Annotated in this window: 20 protein-coding genes and 1 pseudogene; 12 read left to right on the top strand and 9 right to left on the bottom strand. The window is 61.7% G+C overall.

The annotated features are described in order from the left end of the window. Positions 1-74: 74 nt before the first annotated feature. On the top strand, positions 75-890 hold the full coding sequence (gene xdhC / locus ACS4RS_RS13290; protein WP_439010608.1) for a xanthine dehydrogenase accessory protein XdhC: 816 nt from the start codon (positions 75-77) through the stop codon (positions 888-890). Here xdhC and ACS4RS_RS13285 read toward each other — a convergent pair. Continuing rightward, entirely contained in the window at positions 866-1,069 is a 204-nt protein-coding gene (locus ACS4RS_RS13285) for a hypothetical protein (RefSeq protein WP_439010609.1), read from the bottom strand. The genes xdhC and ACS4RS_RS13285 overlap by 25 nt on opposite strands. A 101-nt stretch (positions 1,070-1,170) precedes the next feature. Between ACS4RS_RS13285 and ACS4RS_RS13280 the strand changes: the two genes are divergently transcribed. Then, positions 1,171-2,067, top strand: coding sequence for a LysR substrate-binding domain-containing protein (locus ACS4RS_RS13280; protein WP_439010610.1), 897 nt, complete (start codon positions 1,171-1,173; stop codon positions 2,065-2,067). Positions 2,068-2,124: 57 nt separating this feature from the next. On the opposite strand, the gene ACS4RS_RS13275 is transcribed toward ACS4RS_RS13280, so the two are convergent. Then, positions 2,125-2,457, bottom strand: coding sequence for a hypothetical protein (locus ACS4RS_RS13275; RefSeq protein WP_003565666.1), 333 nt, complete (start codon positions 2,455-2,457; stop codon positions 2,125-2,127). On the opposite strand from ACS4RS_RS13275, the gene ACS4RS_RS13270 reads away from it, so the two are divergent. After that, positions 2,456-2,623 carry a hypothetical protein gene (locus ACS4RS_RS13270; protein ID WP_449313683.1) on the top strand — a complete coding sequence of 56 codons (168 nt, stop codon included), beginning with the start codon at positions 2,456-2,458 and terminating at the stop codon, positions 2,621-2,623. The two genes, ACS4RS_RS13275 and ACS4RS_RS13270, sit on opposite strands and share 2 nt — an antisense overlap. Here ACS4RS_RS13270 and ACS4RS_RS13265 read toward each other — a convergent pair. Continuing rightward, positions 2,620-3,306: a Type 1 glutamine amidotransferase-like domain-containing protein gene (locus tag ACS4RS_RS13265; protein ID WP_439010611.1), complete on the bottom strand. Its 687-nt coding sequence runs from the start codon at positions 3,304-3,306 to the stop codon at positions 2,620-2,622. The two genes, ACS4RS_RS13270 and ACS4RS_RS13265, sit on opposite strands and share 4 nt — an antisense overlap. A gap of 123 nt (positions 3,307-3,429) precedes the next feature. Here ACS4RS_RS13265 and puuD point away from each other — a divergent pair, with 123 nt between their 5' ends. The 5 genes from puuD to ACS4RS_RS13240 are packed head-to-tail and all read left to right on the top strand — an operon-like array spanning position 3,430 to position 7,836. Continuing rightward, the gene (gene puuD, locus ACS4RS_RS13260; protein WP_439010612.1) at positions 3,430-4,668 is read left to right on the top strand and encodes a urate hydroxylase PuuD; all 1,239 of its coding nucleotides are present in this window, start codon (positions 3,430-3,432) and stop codon (positions 4,666-4,668) included. Next, positions 4,665-5,972: a guanine deaminase gene (gene guaD / locus ACS4RS_RS13255; protein ID WP_439010613.1), complete on the top strand. Its 1,308-nt coding sequence runs from the start codon at positions 4,665-4,667 to the stop codon at positions 5,970-5,972. Before puuD ends, guaD begins: the two co-directional genes overlap by 4 nt. A 52-nt stretch (positions 5,973-6,024) precedes the next feature. Beyond that, the gene (locus tag ACS4RS_RS13250; RefSeq protein ID WP_439010614.1) at positions 6,025-6,285 is read left to right on the top strand and encodes a type II toxin-antitoxin system ParD family antitoxin; all 261 of its coding nucleotides are present in this window, start codon (positions 6,025-6,027) and stop codon (positions 6,283-6,285) included. Between the two features lie 3 nt (positions 6,286-6,288). Further along, on the top strand, positions 6,289-6,666 hold the full coding sequence (locus tag ACS4RS_RS13245; protein ID WP_439010615.1) for a type II toxin-antitoxin system RelE/ParE family toxin: 378 nt from the start codon (positions 6,289-6,291) through the stop codon (positions 6,664-6,666). Between the two features lie 27 nt (positions 6,667-6,693). Beyond that, the gene (locus tag ACS4RS_RS13240) at positions 6,694-7,836 is read left to right on the top strand and encodes an L-lactate dehydrogenase (protein ID WP_439010616.1); all 1,143 of its coding nucleotides are present in this window, start codon (positions 6,694-6,696) and stop codon (positions 7,834-7,836) included. Positions 7,837-7,853: 17 nt separating this feature from the next. On the opposite strand, the gene ACS4RS_RS13235 is transcribed toward ACS4RS_RS13240, so the two are convergent. The 3 genes and pseudogenes from ACS4RS_RS13235 to ACS4RS_RS13225 form a co-directional block, all read right to left on the bottom strand. Further along, complete coding sequence (locus tag ACS4RS_RS13235) at positions 7,854-8,294, bottom strand: hypothetical protein (RefSeq protein WP_439010617.1); 441 nt, start codon at positions 8,292-8,294, stop codon at positions 7,854-7,856. Further along, positions 8,291-9,619: pseudogene (locus ACS4RS_RS13230) on the bottom strand (phosphatase PAP2/dual specificity phosphatase family protein). Before ACS4RS_RS13230 ends, ACS4RS_RS13235 begins: the two are co-directional and overlap by 4 nt. Before the next feature lie 11 nt (positions 9,620-9,630). After that, complete coding sequence (locus tag ACS4RS_RS13225; protein ID WP_439010618.1) at positions 9,631-11,415, bottom strand: alpha/beta fold hydrolase; 1,785 nt, start codon at positions 11,413-11,415, stop codon at positions 9,631-9,633. 199 nt (positions 11,416-11,614) lie between these two features. Here ACS4RS_RS13225 and ACS4RS_RS13220 point away from each other — a divergent pair, with 199 nt between their 5' ends. From ACS4RS_RS13220 to ACS4RS_RS13205, 4 genes are all read left to right on the top strand, one after another. Next, complete coding sequence (locus ACS4RS_RS13220) at positions 11,615-12,226, top strand: CDP-alcohol phosphatidyltransferase family protein (protein ID WP_439010619.1); 612 nt, start codon at positions 11,615-11,617, stop codon at positions 12,224-12,226. A 175-nt stretch (positions 12,227-12,401) separates the two neighbouring features. Continuing rightward, entirely contained in the window at positions 12,402-13,541 is a 1,140-nt protein-coding gene (locus ACS4RS_RS13215) for a PspA/IM30 family protein (protein WP_439010620.1), read from the top strand. Positions 13,542-13,546: 5 nt separating this feature from the next. Further along, the gene (locus tag ACS4RS_RS13210) at positions 13,547-14,194 is read left to right on the top strand and encodes an OB-fold-containig protein (RefSeq protein WP_439010621.1); all 648 of its coding nucleotides are present in this window, start codon (positions 13,547-13,549) and stop codon (positions 14,192-14,194) included. After that, complete coding sequence (locus ACS4RS_RS13205; protein WP_439010622.1) at positions 14,191-15,954, top strand: flotillin domain-containing protein; 1,764 nt, start codon at positions 14,191-14,193, stop codon at positions 15,952-15,954. Before ACS4RS_RS13210 ends, ACS4RS_RS13205 begins: the two co-directional genes overlap by 4 nt. 229 nt (positions 15,955-16,183) lie before the next feature. On the opposite strand, the gene ACS4RS_RS13200 is transcribed toward ACS4RS_RS13205, so the two are convergent. Genes ACS4RS_RS13200 through ACS4RS_RS13190 form a run of 3 tightly spaced genes read right to left on the bottom strand, consistent with a single transcriptional unit; the run spans position 16,184 to position 17,780 of the window. Continuing rightward, the gene (locus ACS4RS_RS13200) at positions 16,184-16,924 is read right to left on the bottom strand and encodes a metallophosphoesterase family protein (protein WP_439010623.1); all 741 of its coding nucleotides are present in this window, start codon (positions 16,922-16,924) and stop codon (positions 16,184-16,186) included. Positions 16,925-16,926: 2 nt separating this feature from the next. Continuing rightward, the gene (uraH, locus tag ACS4RS_RS13195) at positions 16,927-17,283 is read right to left on the bottom strand and encodes a hydroxyisourate hydrolase (RefSeq protein ID WP_179611771.1); all 357 of its coding nucleotides are present in this window, start codon (positions 17,281-17,283) and stop codon (positions 16,927-16,929) included. After that, the gene (locus tag ACS4RS_RS13190; RefSeq protein ID WP_439010624.1) at positions 17,280-17,780 is read right to left on the bottom strand and encodes an ureidoglycolate lyase; all 501 of its coding nucleotides are present in this window, start codon (positions 17,778-17,780) and stop codon (positions 17,280-17,282) included. The genes uraH and ACS4RS_RS13190 overlap by 4 nt, the downstream gene beginning before the upstream one ends.

Below are 17,780 nucleotides of genomic sequence, written 5' to 3'. Positions count from 1 at the left end.
GAGAGAAGGTGGCACGAAGGGTCGGATGAGGGGGTCTTCGCGGCATACTCCAACGACCGCGAGGACCGGCTCCTATGACCGACCTCCCAACCTTTCTCGCCACCAATCCCGACAGCATCCTCATCGACATCACCGGCACCCAGGGCTCCACCCCGCGCGAAGCCGGTGCCTTCATGCTGGTCTCGCAAAACGCGCTCTGGGGCACGATCGGCGGCGGGCAGTTCGAGTTCATGGCCATCCGGAATGCCCGGGAGATGCTTACGGGAACCGGCGGTGCACCCACCATGGATATCCCGCTCGGCCCCGAAATCGGCCAGTGCTGCGGTGGACGCACGCAGTTGCGGTTTCGCCGGCTGACTGAGGCGGTGAAACACGAACTCGAAGCCAGGCTTGCCGGCGAGATCGAGCGCCTGCCCGAAGTGCTTCTCTTCGGCGCTGGCCATGTCGGGCGGGCACTGGCGGCGGCGCTGGCGCCGCTGCCGCTGTCGGTGACGGTCGTTGAAACCAGACAGGAGGAATTGACCAATCTGCCGGCGGAGACGAAGACCCGCCTCGTGCCGATGCCGGAAGCACTGGTGAAGGATATTCCGGCCGGCGGCGCGGTTGTCATCCTGACCCACGACCACGCGCTGGACTTTCTCATCGCCCGCGAGGCGCTGGCAAGGAACGACCTTGCCTATACCGGCATGATCGGCTCGGCGACCAAGCGCGCCACTTTCGCAAGCTGGCTTTCCCGCGAAGGCGGCGGAGAGCGCGGCTGGATGGAGCGTCTGACGCTGCCGATCGGCGGCTCGGCGGTCAGGGACAAGCGCCCTGAGGTGATCGCGGCCATGAGCGCCGCCGAAATCCTGACGGCGCTTTCAGCCTACCGCATGCGCTCGTCTTCGTAGTAAGGGTCGCGACCGTCGAGGAAACCGAGGTCGCGCTTGACGCGGTCCGGCATCGCGCAAAAGTCGAGCCGAGGCACACGGCAGAAACGGGTGGCGCCGCCCGCCAGCCAGCCGGCAAGACGCCGGAAAGCGCCGATGCTTTGCTGCGGCCGGTTCTCTTCGATCGTGGAGCAATCCATGACATCACCTCGATAGATTGATGGTAAGAGTTGCAGTTTGCCGCCGAAAATGCTGCAATTCCAATCGAACGACCGTCTGCCTGCATCAAGAGAACTTATCCATGAAACTCTCGAAACAATTTCCGCTGAATGCCCTGCGCGTCTTCGAGGCCGCGGCCCGGCTCGGAAGTTTCACCAAGGCGGGCGACGAACTCGGCATGACGCAGACGGCCGTCAGCTACCAGATCAAGCTGCTGGAGGAGAATGTCGGCGAGCCGCTCTTCCTGCGCCGTCCCCGTCAGATCGCCCTGACGGAGACCGGCGAGCGGCTGGCGCCGAAGGTGACCGAAGCCTTCGCCATGCTGCACGACGCGATGGCGACGGCGCGTGACAGCGTCGAGGGCACGCTCGCCATCAGCTCGACCCATACGTTCGCCTCGAAATGGCTGGCGCCGCGCCTTGGCTCCTTCCACTTGAAACATCCGGCGATTGCGGTGCGCTTTCAGGCGAGTTCCGACATCATCGATTTTACCCGTGAACAGATCGATGTCGGGATCCGTTGGGGCGACGGCAACTGGCCGGGTCTGACCCTGCACCGGCTGATGGGGCTGGAGTTCACGCCGATGCTCAGCCCGAAGCTGGCGGAATCAGCCGGCGGCATCAAGGAGCCGCGCGATCTCCTGAAGTTCGATCTCTTCGACGCCGGCGACATCTGGTGGAAACAATGGTTCGAGGCAGCCGGCGTTACCGAAACGGATCTCGATCGCCGCCCGCGCAACCAACTCGGCTCCCAGGCGGTGGAAGCCGACGCGGCAATCGCCGGCCATGGCGTCGCCATCCTCAATCCGGCCTTCTACGTGGCCGAGATCGCCCTCGGCCGGCTGTATCAACCTTTCGAACTGACCCGCAGCGACGGCAAGGCTTACTGGCTCGCCTACCCCGAAAATCGTCGCAACGTGCCGAAGATCAAAGCCTTCCGCAACTGGATCCTCGACGAGATGAAGGCAGCCGGGAATTAATGCATGTCGCCCGGAAGTGTGCTGCGACGCGCTTTAGAGCCAGGCATCGCCGTGGCCTCAGTATCCCATCTCCGGCGCATAGAAGCAGCGCGGCGTGTCCTCGTTGGGGAATAGACAGAGATGATAGTCGTTGTCGCCGGATTGCATCGCCTTCGTCATCGGCAGCAGGAAGACGTGGGCATGTGTGACCAGCCGGTGGTCGCCCGGCAGCAGCGTGACACGATATCCGCCCGGCGTCACCGCCACGCTCTTCGAAGGGATCATCTGGCAATCGCCATTGTGACTGTCGCCATTGCAACAATAGGGGTCATAACTCCACCCCGACGGTGCGTCGTGAGCCGTCGCCAGCGACGCATAGGCAATCATCACACACGTCAGAATGCTGCGCATGGGCATCTTCTCCGTTGATGAATGCGCCGCCGATGATCTAACTTTTCTTATTTATTCCGGCGGCCTTAAACATAACTGCAACCGAGTCGTCATCGTTCAAGATCCGCTATATTGGCAGATCGAGCATAAGCCGGAGATAATGCACAGCATTCTCGGCAGCTTTTAGGCACAGGACAGCAGATCGGCGATCCGGCCGCGGTCGGCAGCTTCGACAAAGCCGCCGGAGATCATCAGCGGAGCGCCGAAGATTTCGACGAGCCCGCTGCCGAGGATGAGACCCTCACCATCCCGGCACCCGAGAATGGGATTTGCCGTCGTCTCGCTGTAGCGCAGCAGCGCAGGGAGATAACCGGGATCGTCGTTCAGATGCGGAAAGAACTCGAAGGGCACCAGATCGAGAGCCGCGCCATCCCGCACAGCATCCGGCGAACCGCCCTCAAAGAGCGCGTCGGCGGCGATCGTCGGCGTCATCAAAATCGCCCCGGCGCTGGTGCCGACGAGAATGCCGTCATCAAGCGCCCATGCGCGCAGTTTTTCCAGCATGCCGCTTTGGCGCAGCCGTCTCAGAAAATCGCCGGTGTGGCCGCCTGTGAGATGGATGGCGTTGCAGGCAAACAGCCGGCCGATCTCCTCGTCGCCGGCAAGCGCGTCGAGATCGACGAAGAGATCGAGAGAAAGCCCATATCGGGCATAATACCGCCGCTTCTCGTCGAAAAACTCCCGCTGCGGCTCCGGAGCCGAGGCGATATAGCCGATGCGGTTGCCGCGCGACAGGATGAGCGCGGCAAGCCGCCGGTCCATCGGCGCGTTTTCGGCGATGATCTGATCGCTGTAGAGCGCTGTGATCATTTTATTGCTCCTTCGGCCTCGCCACCGTTGCGGCCGGTGCACATGTGCAGTCTTTCAATCTCCTCTTCCCTCCCCGCCAAAATTTCCGCAATGTCACGAGTCGGAGGAAGATAGGGGAACTCGATGTATGAATATGCCATAGCATGGGAATGGTTCGCCTTCGCGGCGCGCTGGTTCCATGTCGTCACCGCGATCGCCTGGATCGGATCGTCCTTCTATTTTATCGCGCTCGATCTCGGACTGGTGAAACGCCCGCATCTGCCGCCCGGCGCCTATGGCGAGGAATGGCAGGTCCATGGCGGCGGCTTCTACCATATCCAGAAATATCTGGTCGCGCCCGCGCAAATGCCGGAGCACCTGACCTGGTTCAAATATGAGAGCTATTTCACCTGGATTTCCGGCTTCCTGATGCTCTGCATCGTCTATTACGGCGGCGCCGACCTCTTCCTGATTGATCGGCACGTGCTCGATATCAGCCCGCCGGCGGCGATCCTCATCTCCTTGGCGTCATTGGCCTTCGGCTGGATCGTCTACGATCTGCTGTGCAAATCGCCGCTCGGCCGGAACACCTGGGGGTTGATGGCGGTACTCTATGTCGTGCTCGTCTTCATGGCCTGGGGTTATACGCAGCTTTTCACCGGCCGCGCCGCTTTCCTGCATCTCGGCGCCTTCACCGCGACGATCATGTCGGCCAACGTCTTCATGATCATCATCCCGAACCAGAAGATCGTCGTTGCCGATCTCATCGCCGGCCGCACGCCCGATCCGAAATACGGCCAGATCGCCAAGCAGCGTTCGCTGCACAACAACTACCTGACGCTGCCCGTCATCTTCTTCATGCTATCGAACCATTATCCGCTGGCTTTCGGCACGGCGTTCAACTGGGTGATCGCGGCGCTTGTCTTCCTGATGGGCGTCACCATCCGCCACTGGTTCAATACCACCCATGCGAGGAAAGGCCGGCCGACCTGGACCTGGATCGTTACCCTCGTCCTCTTCATCCTGATCATGTGGCTTTCGACGGTGCCGAAACTGCTGACCGGCGAAACGGATGCGGCAGCCGTCGCGCCGGCCTTCCAGCAATTTGCCGGCGATCCGCACTTTCCCGCGGTCAAACAGTTGGTCTCGACGCGCTGTTCCATGTGCCATGCGGCTGAGCCCGCCTATGAGGGCATTGTGCGGCCGCCGAAGAGCGTGATGCTCGAAAACGACGCGGAAATCGCCGCCCATGCCCGCGAAATCTATATACAGGCGGGCCGCAGCCATGCCATGCCGCCCGGCAACATCACCGATATCACGCCGGACGAACGCAAGCTGCTGGTCGCCTGGTTCGAAAGCGCAGTCGAAGGCAAGAAACAATGACGACGACACTCCTGCGCGGCCGCCTGCTTTCTTTTCATCGCGCGCCGCTGAGTCTGACCGACAGCCAGAGCTATCTCTACGAGGAGGATGGCGGCCTCCTGATCGGAGACGGGCTGATCGCGGCGGCCGGCCCCTATGCCGACGTGAAAGCAAAGGCAGCCGCTGATGTGGTCGAGATCGACCATCGCCCGCATCTGATCCTGCCCGGCTTCATCGACATGCATTTGCATTTTCCGCAGATGCAGGTGATCGCCTCCTATGCCGCCAACCTGCTCGAATGGCTGAACACCTATACCTTTCCCGAGGAATGCCGTTTCGTCGAAACGGCACATGCTGAAAGGATCGCCACGCATTTCTATGACGAGTTGATCCGCCACGGCACGACGACGGCGGTCGCCTATTGCTCCGTGCACAAGACCTCGGCCGACGCCTTCTTCGCCGAAGCGATGAAGCGCAACATGCGCATGGTCGGCGGCAAGGTGATGATGGACCGCAACGCTCCGCAGGGCCTGCTCGACACGCCCGAAACGGGCTATGACGAGACTCGCCAGGTGATAGCGGACTGGCACGGCAAGGGCCGCAACCATGTCGCCATCACCCCGCGCTTCGCCATCACCTCGACGCCGGCGCAGATGGAAGCAACATCAGCGCTTGCCCGCGAATTTCCCGACCTGCACATCCAGACGCATCTTTCGGAAAACCCCGACGAAATCAAATTCACCTGCGAGCTCTATCCCGAGGCGATCGACTATACCGACATCTACGCCCGTTACGGCTTGCTCGGGCCGAAAAGCCTGTTCGGCCATGCCATCCACCTGTCGGAGCGCGAAGCCGATGTGATGAGCGAGACGGGCGCTGTCGCCGTCCATTGCCCGACCTCGAACCTCTTCCTCGGCTCGGGCCTGTTTCCGTTGAAGGCATTGGCGCGGCGCGAAAAGCCGGTCCGCATCGGTGTTGCGACCGATATCGGCGGCGGTTCCAGCTATTCGATGCTGAGGACGATGGACGAGGCTTACAAGATCCAGCAGCTGCTCGGCGAACGACTGAACCCACTGGAAAGTTATTACCTGATGACGCGCGGCAATGCCGAAGCCCTGTCGCTCGCAGATCGGATCGGCACGCTGGAGTCCGGCACCGAGGCCGATCTCGTCGTCCTCGACGCGGCGGCGACCCCGGCCATGGCGCTGAAGTTGGAAGCGGTGAAGACGCTGCCCGAAGAACTCTTCCTGCTGCAGACGATGGGCGACGACAGGGCAATCGCCGAGACCTATGTGGCGGGTGTCGCTTTGAAAAAGAACCTTTAGCGAACTTGCAAAAATCCGCCGATCTTCCCATACTTCTCCGAGGAGATAGCCTATGGACCTGACCGTTTCACTGCCCGATGAGCTGGCGAGCTACATCAAGAGAAAGATCGATTCCGGTGGTTACAGCTCTTCGAGCGATGTCGTGAGCGAAGCCCTGCGGCTGTTGGAAGAGCGCGACAGCGCAAAAGCCCGCGAGACCGAACGCCTGCGTAATGCGTGGCAGGAAGGAATGAAAAGCGGGGACTTCGCTCCTTTGGACATCGATGCCGTAAAGGCCGAAGGGCGCCGGCGATTTGCCGGATCAAAAACCTGATCGATGGCCGCTGTTGTCTATTCGAGGCGCGCCCGCGCGGACATGCTGGACCTATGGCTTTGGATCGCCGAAAAGAGCGGCCAGCCAATAGCCGATACGGTCATCGACCGCATCGAACGGCGCATTGCTTCTCTCGAACGGCACCCTCAGATGGGTCCCAAGCGACCGGACATTGCCAGAGGTGCCCGGATCCTGGTGGTTGAAAGATGGCTTGTTCTTTACGCCTGCGATAGCGATGACGTCCGTATCGTGCGCGTCATCGATGGAGCCAGCGACCTTCGCGATATCGGCTGGGAGGAATGGCCGGCTTTTACGCACGCCGCCGCGAAAGACCTTCGAATGCCCGTAACATTTCCATCGAATTCATGGTACGGCCGATAGCCGCATTCAGATGTGAAGGTTCAATTCATGGCCAATCCGCTCACCATCGCCGATCTGAAAACGCTCGCGCAGCGCCGTGTGCCGAAGATGTTTTTCGATTATGCGGATTCGGGCGCCTGGACGGAGTCGACCTACGCGGCGAACGAGAGTGATTTCAGCGGCATCAAGCTGCGCCAGCGGGTGATGGTCGACATGAGCGACCGCACGCTGGAAACGACGATGATCGGCCAGAAAGTGTCGATGCCGGTGGCCCTGGCGCCGACCGGCCTGACCGGCATGCAGCATGCCGATGGCGAGATGCTGGCGGCGCGCGCCGCCGAGGAGTTCGGCGTTCCCTTCACGCTGTCGACGATGAGCATCTGCTCGATCGAGGATGTCGCTTCGGTGACGACGCGCCCTTTCTGGTTCCAGCTCTACGTGATGAGGGACAAGGATTTCGTCCTCGGGCTGATCAACCGCGCCAAGGCCGCCAAATGCTCGGCATTGGTGCTGACGGCCGACCTGCAGATCCTCGGCCAGCGCCACAAGGACCTGCGCAACGGCCTGTCGGCGCCGCCGAGGTTCACCCCGAAGCACATCTGGCAGATGGCGACTCGGCCCTTCTGGTGCTTGGACATGCTCAAGAGCAAGCGCCGCACCTTCGGCAACATCATCGGCCACGCGAAAAATGTCACCAACATCACCTCGCTCGCCGCATGGACGCACGAGCAGTTCGACCCCCGGCTCTCCTGGGCCGATGTCGCCTGGATCAAGGAGCAATGGGGCGGCCCGCTGATCATCAAGGGCGTGCTCGATCCGGAAGATGCGAAGGCTGCCGCCGACACCGGTGCCGATGCGATCGTCGTCTCCAATCACGGCGGCCGCCAGCTTGACGGCGCCCCTTCCTCGATCAGCATGCTGCCTGCGATCGTCGATGCCGTCGGTGACCGCATCGAAGTCCATCTCGACGGCGGCATCCGCTCCGGCCAGGACGTCTTGAAGGCCGTGGCGCTCGGCGCCAAAGGCACCTATATCGGCCGCCCGTTCCTTTATGGCCTCGGCGCCATGGGCAAGGAGGGCGTAACGATGGCGCTTAACATCATCCGCAAGGAGATGGATATTACCATGGCGCTCTGCGGCAGGCGCGACATCAACAACGTGAACTCGTCGATCATCGCAGGGCGGCAGTGAACCTGCTTGAGACGCGCTCAGCAGAGCGGCTGGCCGGCGCACGCATCGAGCAGAAGAATCGCAAAAATCACGAGATAGATGGCGAGCGCGAAACGCTGCTGCCAGACGATGCGGCGCGATCCGGCAATCCGCTTCTCGAGGCCACGCGGCGTCCCGTCAGGCTTGCGAAGCTGCATCCGGGACAAGAGGTCGTCAATGGCGGCAAGGCCGGCGGCCTCTGTCTCGTGGCTCGACGCGAGACGAAATAACAGCGCATCGAAGAGCAGGTGGATCGCCAGCGCAAGGACAATACCGCAGAAAACGAGCATCAAGAGCCAGCCGAGCGTTGGAGCGAAACCTCGATATGCCGCGGTGATCGGGCCGACAATCAGTGGCAACAACGCTGTCAGCCCGCAAAAGATCGCATTGCGGCCGAGATTTCGCGCAGCCGCGGAGGCCGTGCTATTCCACTGCGTCATTGCAAGCCCTCCGCCACAGCATGGAGACTTTCCACGGGCAGATAGACACGCCACCCCGCCCGTTCGATCAGCCGCAGCGCTTCGGCTGGATTGTCGCAACGTCGGCTGATGAGCAACCAGCGCACCACGACGCCGGCGCTCCGCTGGAAACCGAGCGCACAGCAGACGAGGACCGGTCCCTGCTGGCGCGCAACCTCGATAAGGTTCGCCGCGGCTCGGGTCTGGATCTTGTCGAGGCCAGTCAGATCAAGGGTTGGAAAGCTGGATCAGCCCGCGAGCGTCCCGCTTGGGCGCTGAAGTTCGCCGGTAATGTCGATCACCGTGGCAAAACGGTTGGCCTCGTGGCGACGCGGAAAACGGCCAAGATGGACACCATCAGCGATCGCCACCGATGCCGGCATTTTGCGGGTCCAGAGCCAAACGTTGATGACAGCGCCGAGCCGGTAGGGCGCCAGTAACCAGCGGCTGGCAAACGCAGCCCGGCCGTCGCTGCCTTTCAGGAATATCTGCGGGCCGGCGCCGAAATATCCGACTGCGACGATCGCCAGCGCCACGGCCGGCCAGAGCAATAGAAGCGCTGCGGCCGATAGAGGCGTGCAGAGCACTGCAAGACTGAGTAATGCGAGGGCACCGCACAGATAGTAGACGCCAAGACGGCGCGACTTCGGATCGGCGCTCATCGCAAAATTCGCGAGAGGCGAACCGGCATCGCGCGGGAAAAGCCAGGCGGCAAACAGACCGAGCAGCATGCCGGTCGGTATGTCCATGACCTGATGCTGCCACGTCGTCATCACAGAGGCGCCGATCAGGAAGCACCAGAAGTGCCAAAAAAGCCGTGCCCTCCGCGGCAGCCGGCCGCGCAGATGGTCCCAGATCACCACCAGAAGCGCGATATGCAGCGACGGCGCCTGGTTGAACGGCTTATCGAAGCCACCGAGGACAGCGAACATGAAACCGGGCAGGCCGCTCGTGGCCGGCCGCACGAAGGTTGCTTCGAGCGGAAACGCGACAAAGCAAGCAACGGCTATTAGCTGGATCGTCAGATAACGCCTCGCGAGCCTATCCACATCGCGTGGCGTCGTGTTGATAAACAGGCAGAGTGCGTAGAACAGATTGATCGACCAATAGGGAATGATCGTCCACGCGAAGAACGGAATGGCGCTTTCCCATGCGAAGGCGATGTTCGGCACATGAGCGCGTTGCGACGCCATCCAATTGGCGCCGCCATAGGTCAGATAGAAGAACGGCGCCAGGAAGAGGAGCCAGAGCGCTGCCCGCCTCAGGACCGGCGCTGCCTCAGAAAGAGTTGAACGTGCCTGCCCCAACGGCTTTGCCCTCACACTCTCTCCGCCAGCGAGACGGTGAAAATGCCCCACTGGTCGATGCGCTGTTCGATCTTGCGGAAGCCGGCGGCGGCGACCAGCTGGTCCATTTCTTCTTGCGTCCGCCGTCGCATCACCCACGCCTGGCCGCCGCGGTGGGAGGTCAGAGCGCGGGCGATCATCTCCAGTTGTGGATGCCATGGCTGATTGGTGTAGACGAGCAGTCCGCCGGGCCGCATCGCGCGGGCAATCCCATCGAGCGAAGCAATGATCATCGCATTGTCGGAAAACAATTCATACAGGCCGGAGACGATTGCGAGATCCGGAGCCGGCGTGATGGCAGCCAGCCCCTCGCCGTCAAAGGCATCCTGCTGGCGGAAGCTTACGAAATCACCCAGTCCCCGCGCGGCGATGCTGTTGCGGCCGGCGTCGACGTTAATGGGGGAATAATCCTGCAACCGTACACTATCGGGACGCACGGCAGCCGCCTCGATCGCATCAAGGACATAACGGCCGTGCCCGGCCGCTATGTCGAGCATATGGGTACTGCGGCCGGCTGCTTTCAGGCGCTGCAGCGCGCGGTCTATCAGCTCCTGCAAGTGAAGCTTGCGCTGCCTGATGCCGCGCCAGCCGATCGCATCTAGGAACACCTTGTCGATCAACCGTCCGCCGGGACCGAGCCCCCGCGGCTTGTTCTCGTAGACGTAATCGAGCGTCGAGCCGGAATCAAAACCGGTCCTGACCCCGGTCTTTATGCCTTCGGACACCAGTGCCCCGAGCCTGATGTTGAGGCGGCTGAGCGCCCAGTAGATGCCGCGTGGGGATGCGGCGTCCAGAGGGCTCGCGAGCCGGTCGGCCTCATCTTTGGTATAGCCCTGGATATGGGCAGTGCGAAGGTCGGCAGGCGCCCGGGGCCCGGCGAAACGCGCATCGATAAAACGGCGGATCTCGGCGAGAGCAATCGCGCGGTCCCGTTCGCCAAGTGTGTCATGGTAGAAGCCGGCAAGCACATGCCGTTCCTTGATCCGGCTGCCGAGGTTTTCGTAAAACCGGTGCTGCGGCGCATGTCGCACCACCCAATCGCTGCCGGAGATCAGCAGCTGGGTCGGGACGGTGATGGCTCGGGCGTCGCCGACGACGCGGGCTGCCGCCTCATAGAGCTGCAACAGGATGTTGGAGGCAATTGGCCGGGTGATCAACGGGTCGGATTCGTACGAGGCGATGCGCTCAGGGTCATGTGTCAGAAACCTCGCCTTGACATAGGAATTGACGAAGAATGTCCCCTTGAGCTTTTCCCAGAGCACAATGCCTTCTTTGGCAAAAGGCACGTAGAGCTTGACGCTGAAGGCCGGCGAGGCAAGCACAAGCGCACGGATCGGCGGCGCATAATCGTGCACCCAGGTGGTGGCGAGAACCGCGCCGACGCTCTGCGCGATGACGGCGATATCTTCGACGGCAGTACCGCTTGTCTCGCTGACATGGCGGACGAAACAATCTAGATCATGCGCCGAGGCGGCAAAGGATGGCGAATAGCCGCGCTCTCCCGGTGAACGCCCGTGGCCGCGCGCGTCCCAGGCATAGAAGGCAAAATCATCGAAGCCGAGCTCGGTTGCGAGATGGGCGACGCGGCCGCTATGCTCGTGGCCGCGATGGAGAAGGATGATTGCGCCCTTCGCTGCGGCACCCGTCGCAGGCCACATCCGATAAAAGAGCCGTGTGCCGTCATGCGAGACAAATTCGGATTCACGCATTGGTCTGGCCGTCGATGACGAATGCCCACTATCGGCAGTTTGCAGCACGGTTTTCTCCAATTCTGATCGATGGATGAGTTGCAACCATTAGCGGAACAGTGATTTGCATTCATTGCAAAAGTCTAGTCGCAAATGTAAGTCCTATGCGAGAACCGCTATGAAGTACGGACTTCCCCACAAGTACGACGATCTGCACCGCCGGAGCCGGAATAGATTTATCCGATGCCACGAAATTCCATGAGGTCGCATGTCTGTTTATCAATTGAAGTCCCGGTTTCAGAATATTCTTCGCCCTCTGGTGCACTTCCTTGCGGCGCGAGGCGTCACCGCCAATCAGGTGACTTCACTTGCCGCCGCCGTCTCGGTTGCACTCGGCCTCTTTCTGAGCGTTGCTCCGCTTCCGCATTGGTTCCTACTGATACCTGTGTGGTTTCTCCTGCGCATGGGCCTAAACGCCATTGACGGCATGCTCGCGCGCGAACATGGGCAGAAGAGCATGTTGGGCGCCTATCTGAACGAGATCGGCGATGTCGTGTCGGATGTCGCCCTGTATTTGCCGTTTGCGCTCATCGATCCAAACGGCCTGGTGGTGGCGATGGCCGTTATATTCCTTTCGGCGCTGACGGAATTTACCGGCGTTCTGGGTCAGACGGTCGGGGCAAGCCGGCGTTACGACGGGCCGCTCGGCAAGAGCGACCGCGCAGTGCTTTTTGGCGCGCTCGGCATCTTTGTCGCGGTGGGCGGTACGTTTGCAACATGGACTTCGTGGCTTTGGGCGGTGGTGGCTCTCCTTCTCATATGGACCATTATCAACCGTATCAGCGCCGGCATTCGCGAGGCGCGCACGGCCGCTCCATAGAGAAGGGAGCCGATCTGCTGTCGGTTCTTCCATCGGCAGATGTAGGCCGGAATGTCTCGAACTCTGCTTCTTGCAACTTGGCGTCGCCCGACGCCTCTAACGATACGTTAAACAAAGGTTGTATTTGTTTGCGCTTCCTCTTGAAAGCACAAAAGCGGTGCTTTATGTTTTGTCCATGGCACCCACGAGCAAGACATCGCATCCGTCGCTATTGCAATACATGCTGGCGCCTGACGATCAGGCCCGGCAGGCGCTTGATGACACCATTGCCGCCTATCGCAGGATGATCGACATCCTGACTGAACTGATCGACGACAAGGCCGGCGCCAATCTCGTCGTCCTGCATGATCTTGCTTACGAGACCGTTCGCGAGCAGACGGGCCTGCCGGCGCGGCTGGTCACGCTCGGCCTTCGTGATTTCGCCGCCAATCGGGGCGTCCTCCCCGATCCGCTGCAACTGCCGCTCGACGACAAGCTCTTCGCCATCAAGGGGCCCTCGGATCTCACGATCGCTACGGTGCACGGACGTGTTGCCGTGCCTTTCGATGTCGCGGGTTATTCCAAGGGATGGGAGAGTATTTTTCCCGCATACCTTGTAGCGGACCACGATCGCTACGAGATTAACATCGGCGTCACGCCGAATTCCGCTCGGATGGAGGAAAACATGACGAATGAAGGCATTCTTTCACGCATGGGACGCCTGATCGCGGGTATCGCCAATGCAGCGATCGACAAAGCGGAAGGCGTCAATAAGATCGCCGTCATCGAACAGGCGATCCGCGAAATCGATGCGGCGGCCGAGGAAGCCCGCACCGACCTCGGCAGGGCGCGCGCTGAGGAATACCGCATCCAGAGCCGCAAGGACGAAATCGTCGAAGACATGGACGCACTCAACGCGAAGATCCGCCTTGCCGTTTCCTCTGGACGGGATGATCTTGCAAAAGCCGGCGTCGCCCGTCAGATTGATCTCGAATCCCAGATCGCAGCGCTCGACAAGGCGCTAGCCGATGCCCGGGAGCAGTTGGACGAAGGCCAGAAAGCCCTCCAGGCCGTGCTCGCCACCCGCCGCGAGGCCGACGCCCGCCTTGCCGATTTCAAGCGCAGCATCGCCAAGCATCCCGAAGAGGCCGCAGCCGGCCACAACAGACCGACGCCCGGGGCAGGTGCCGCCCGCGCCGCAGCGGCGGTCTCGCGGCTGACCGGCGTGCCATCAGCCGAGCATACAAATAGTTCCGAGTTGGACGAACTCGACCGGTTGCACCGCGAACGAGCGATCGAGGCACGCCTCGCACGCTTCAAGACGGATAACCGGTAACGCCGATGGGACTTTTCTTCGCGCCCGAATGTGCTCCCTTTGCCATTGCCGCCGCCGTGCTTGCGGGCCTGACGGCGATCGAGATGCTGGCGACCGTCATGGGTTTTTCGATCACGGAACTTCTCGGAAAGCCGGATTTCCATGGCCATGACGGCATTGCTGGCTATCTCTCCTGGCTCAATCTCGGCGGCGTTCCCCTGCTCATTCTGCTGATGCTGACACTCGGCTTCTTCGCCATTGCCGGCTTTGCCGTCCAGGCCGTCGCCAACACATTCTGGGCGCCGCTGCCCTCCGTCATCGCCGTCATTCCCGCCCTCTTGATCACCTTCCCCATGGTCAGGGCATCGAGCAGAACCGTGGCGCGGATCGTGCCGCACGACGAGACCTATGCAGTCGATCTCGACGCCCTCGTCGGCCGGACTGCCGAAGTGTCCCTCGGCCCGCTCGATCAGGGACTGCCGGGACGCGTCCGCGTCAAGGACCAGCATGGAAACTGGCATGTGCTGAGAGCCAGAGCTGCCAAGGATCAACAGCCTCTCGGGATCGGCACGCAGGTTCTCCTCGTCGATCGCAACGCAGATGTGTTTATCGCCATTCCCGCCCTGGTGGACCCCACCGGATCGGACAATCAATCTTTCACGGAGCAGTCATGATGTATGACATTCTTCTACCGGCCGGCATTGCAATCGTTCTGATCTTCGGCATCGGTTTTGTCCTCGCCTCCCTGTACACACGCTCCAGCCGTGACGAAGCCTATGTGCGCACCGGCCTCGGCGGCCAGAAAGTCGTGCTCGACGGCGGTTCGGTCGTCTTGCCAATCTTCCATTCCACAGCCAGGGTGAACCTGAAGACGCTGCGGCTGGAAGTCCGCCGCGGCGAAGGCGACGCGCTGATCACCAAGGACCGCATGCGCGTCGATATCGGCGCCGAGTTCTACGTCCGCGTCAAACCCGACGCCTCCTCGATTGCGCTTGCCGCCCAGACGCTCGGCAACCGCACCAACGATGCCGAGGCGCTTCGTATCCTGATCGAAGCGAAATTCGTCGACGGCCTCCGCTCGGTGGCCGCGACGATGAATCTCGACGCGCTGCAGGAACAGCGCATGGACTTCGTCAAGGCCGTGCAGGAAGCCGTCGGCGCCGATCTCCAGTCGAACGGCCTCGAGCTCGAATCCGTGTCCCTGACACGCCTCGACCAGACCGATATCAAGCACTTCAACGCCAACAACTTCTTCGATGCGCAAGGTCTTGCAGCATTGACCCGCATCACCGAGGGTCGCAAGAAGGAGCGAAACGAGATCGTTCGCGATACTGAAGTCGCCATCGCCCAGAAGGATCTGGAGGCTCGCCAGCAGTCGCTGACCATCGAGCGGACCAAACGGGAAGCCGAACTCAGCCAGGAACGCGACATCGCCAACAAATCCGCGGCGACGCGCGCCGAAACCGCCCAGCAGGAGCAGGCGGCAAAACGCGCCGAGGAAGAAGCCCGCATCGCCTCCGAACAGGCGATCGCCGAACGCGAGGCAGCCGCCAAGCAGGCCCGCGAAAGCGCCAACATCGACGCGGCCCGCGCCGTCCAGCAACGCGAAACCGAAGCCAAGCGCGACCTTCAGATTGTCGCCCAGGAAAGCGCGATCGCCGTCGCCACTAAGAGCCGCGAGGAATCCGAGGCGAAGGCAACCGCCGAAGCCGCCCGAGCGCTGGCAATCGCGGCAGAGGAAAAGGTCGGCACGGCCAAGGCGATCGAGATTGCCGAGCGCGAAAAACAGATTGCCGTGATCGACGCGCGCAAGAAAGCCGAAACCGAAGCGACCGCCGTCACCGTCGGCGCCGAGGCCGAGAAACAGGCGGCGATTGATCAGGCCGAAGCGATCAAGACGCTGGCGAACGCCGAAGCGGATGCGGCGATCATCAAGGCCAAGGGTGTTCTCGAAACCGGCAAGGCAGCGGCGGAAAGCGAGGCTTTGCTCAACGAAGCCCGCAACAAGCTCAGCCAGACGATCATCGAGTTCGAGATCACCCGCGAGCGTATCCGCATCATTCCCGAGGCACTTGCCGAGGCGGTCAAGCCGATCGAAAAGATCTCCGATATCAGGATCTTCGATACTGGCGGCATGCTCGGTCGCGGAAATGGAGCGAATGGCGACAGCGGCATCGGTCTCGGCGAGGGCCTGGCCGGGCAGCTCCTGTCCTATCAGGCCAACAAGCCTATCCTCGACAGGTTGCTGAAGGAGGCCGGCTTCGAAGGCGACAACGCCATCTCGTCCCTCCTTGGAAATCTCGATGGTGCAAAACCGGCAAAACCGGTTGCGGCTCCGGCAAAGCCGGCAATACCCGCAGCACCTCCGGCGACGCCGGCACCGGCCGCAGCCCCGGCAAAACCGATCGCTCCTTCGGCGCCGACGAAGGATTGATGAAGGGCAGCCTAAAGCATCTCGCGCAAAACTGTGCAGCGGTTTTCCCAGGCAAAGCGCGAAGCGCTTTTGCCTAGCAAAGCGCCAAGTGCTTTTGCCTAGCAAAGCGCCAAGTGCTTTTGCCTGGCAAAGCGCGAAGTGCTTTTGCCGCAACGACATGCTCAAAAACAAAGAGCTAAAGCGCGAGGAGCGATCTGAAGGATCGCGCCGCGCTTTAGGCGGGTCCGGGCTATCTCACCCAACCCGTCGCCAATGCACTCGCCCAGTCGGCACGGCCCCTTTCGGCGGCCAGTGCCGACATTGCCATATGGTCGTAGGCGACGGTTCGGAACTGCCATATCCATCCGTCCGCCGTCTTTTCCAAAATAGCGTAGCTCGCCAGCGGGTGGCCGGCTTCGACCTTGTGGTAATAAGGCAGCACGTCGTCATAGGCGGGGCAGCCGATGCTGCCCGGATTGACGATCAGCCGTCCGTCGGAGAGGCGGACGGCGCGCGGGATATGGCTGTGGCCGCAAAGGATCAGCGGCAGGTCGATGCCCTCGGCCAGCGCCTCGATCGCTTCGATCGGCTTCGGGAAGACGAAGCCTTCCGGCGAGACCGATTCCAGCCAATAGAGATTGTCGTCCTTCGGCGTCGCATGGCAGAGATAGGCCTCGCCGCGAAAGACGGTATCGAATGGCAGGCTGCGCAGCCAATCGAGGTGGGATGGCGTCAATTGCCGATAGGCTGAGGCATCCGAGCGATGCATCGAGACCGGATCCCGCTCGATCAGATAGCGGTCGTGATTGCCGCGCACCGAGGTCAGGCCGAGTGGCATCAGCAGATCCGCCGTCCGGCCGGCCTCCAGCGGGCCGCTGAACAAATCGCCAAGATTGACGATCTCCTCGATGCCTTCAGCGCGAATATCCGCAAGCACCGCCTCGAGCGCCAGATGGTTGCCGTGGATGTCGGCGATCGCGGCGAACTTCATTTCTAACTGCCTCGGTAGGTGGAATAACCGTAGGGTGAGATCAGCAGCGGCACATGGTAATGCGCCGTGACATCGGCAATGCCGAAGCGGATCGGCACGAGATCGAGGAAGGCCGGGTGCGGCAGCGGCGTGCCGCAGGCCCTCAGATAATCGCCGGCGTGGAAGACCAGTTCATAGGTGCCGGCCCGGAAATTTTCGCCGGCAAGGATGGGGCCGCCGTCGACTCGGCCGTCGGCATTGGTCTCGACCGTCTTCAGATGTCTGCGGATCTCGCCGTCGAGCTGGAAAAGATCGATCCTCAGCCGTTCGGCCGGCTTGCCAAGGGCGGTATCGAGAACATGTGTGGTCAGTCCGGTCATAGGGCTGGCTCTTTGATAATGTAGGGGGTTTCGAAGAAGAATTCCTCCAGATTGTTGCCCGGCCCGTCGCGGTCGACGACCAGGAAATCGGAGACCTCGCCAAGCGCCATCAGCGGATGATGCCAGACGTTGCGGCGGTAGTTCACGCCCTGGTCCCCGCGCGCCAGAAACACCTGCGGCCTGCCCGGGAGTCCGCTCTCATCCTTGGAGACGACGACGAGAAAAGCACGCCCGGAAACCGGCGAGAAACTCTGGCTGCCGAAAGGATGGCGCTCCATCATGTCGACGCCATAGGGGAAGCTGCGCGGCTGGCCGCGAAAAAGATTGATGATGACGCGCGCGCCCTCGCCAACCGCCTCCGCTGCGGCCAACGCGTGAAACCGTTCTGTCGTGCCCCCATTGATGAGCCGCATCGAGGCCGGATCGGCTTCGATGACCTCGCCGAAGGGAGCGAAGGCGGCGCTGGTGAGCGGGCGAATGTCGAGAAATTCGGGCAT

The sequence above is a fragment of the Rhizobium sp. F40D2 genome (genome assembly GCF_051810745.2).
Lineage (GTDB): Bacteria > Pseudomonadota > Alphaproteobacteria > Rhizobiales > Rhizobiaceae > Rhizobium.
The sequence above is the reverse complement of the archived record's forward strand: the minus strand, read 5'-3'. Positions and strand labels throughout refer to the sequence as shown.

Coding starts and splice junctions, on each gene's coding strand:
- xdhC (WP_439010608.1), top strand. CDS start 75: ATGACCGACCTCCCAACCTTTCTCGCCACCAATCCCGACAGCATCCTC.
- ACS4RS_RS13285 (WP_439010609.1), bottom strand. CDS start 1,069: ATGGATTGCTCCACGATCGAAGAGAACCGGCCGCAGCAAAGCATCGGC.
- ACS4RS_RS13280 (WP_439010610.1), top strand. CDS start 1,171: ATGAAACTCTCGAAACAATTTCCGCTGAATGCCCTGCGCGTCTTCGAG.
- ACS4RS_RS13270 (WP_449313683.1), top strand. CDS start 2,456: ATGGGCATCTTCTCCGTTGATGAATGCGCCGCCGATGATCTAACTTTT.
- ACS4RS_RS13275 (WP_003565666.1), bottom strand. CDS start 2,457: ATGCGCAGCATTCTGACGTGTGTGATGATTGCCTATGCGTCGCTGGCG.
- ACS4RS_RS13265 (WP_439010611.1), bottom strand. CDS start 3,306: ATGATCACAGCGCTCTACAGCGATCAGATCATCGCCGAAAACGCGCCG.
- puuD (WP_439010612.1), top strand. CDS start 3,430: ATGTATGAATATGCCATAGCATGGGAATGGTTCGCCTTCGCGGCGCGC.
- guaD (WP_439010613.1), top strand. CDS start 4,665: ATGACGACGACACTCCTGCGCGGCCGCCTGCTTTCTTTTCATCGCGCG.
- ACS4RS_RS13250 (WP_439010614.1), top strand. CDS start 6,025: ATGGACCTGACCGTTTCACTGCCCGATGAGCTGGCGAGCTACATCAAG.
- ACS4RS_RS13245 (WP_439010615.1), top strand. CDS start 6,289: ATGGCCGCTGTTGTCTATTCGAGGCGCGCCCGCGCGGACATGCTGGAC.
- ACS4RS_RS13240 (WP_439010616.1), top strand. CDS start 6,694: ATGGCCAATCCGCTCACCATCGCCGATCTGAAAACGCTCGCGCAGCGC.
- ACS4RS_RS13235 (WP_439010617.1), bottom strand. CDS start 8,294: ATGACGCAGTGGAATAGCACGGCCTCCGCGGCTGCGCGAAATCTCGGC.
- ACS4RS_RS13220 (WP_439010619.1), top strand. CDS start 11,615: ATGTCTGTTTATCAATTGAAGTCCCGGTTTCAGAATATTCTTCGCCCT.
- ACS4RS_RS13215 (WP_439010620.1), top strand. CDS start 12,402: ATGGCACCCACGAGCAAGACATCGCATCCGTCGCTATTGCAATACATG.
- ACS4RS_RS13210 (WP_439010621.1), top strand. CDS start 13,547: ATGGGACTTTTCTTCGCGCCCGAATGTGCTCCCTTTGCCATTGCCGCC.
- ACS4RS_RS13205 (WP_439010622.1), top strand. CDS start 14,191: ATGATGTATGACATTCTTCTACCGGCCGGCATTGCAATCGTTCTGATC.
- ACS4RS_RS13200 (WP_439010623.1), bottom strand. CDS start 16,924: ATGAAGTTCGCCGCGATCGCCGACATCCACGGCAACCATCTGGCGCTC.
- uraH (WP_179611771.1), bottom strand. CDS start 17,283: ATGACCGGACTGACCACACATGTTCTCGATACCGCCCTTGGCAAGCCG.
- ACS4RS_RS13190 (WP_439010624.1), bottom strand. CDS start 17,780: ATGCCCGAATTTCTCGACATTCGCCCGCTCACCAGCGCCGCCTTCGCT.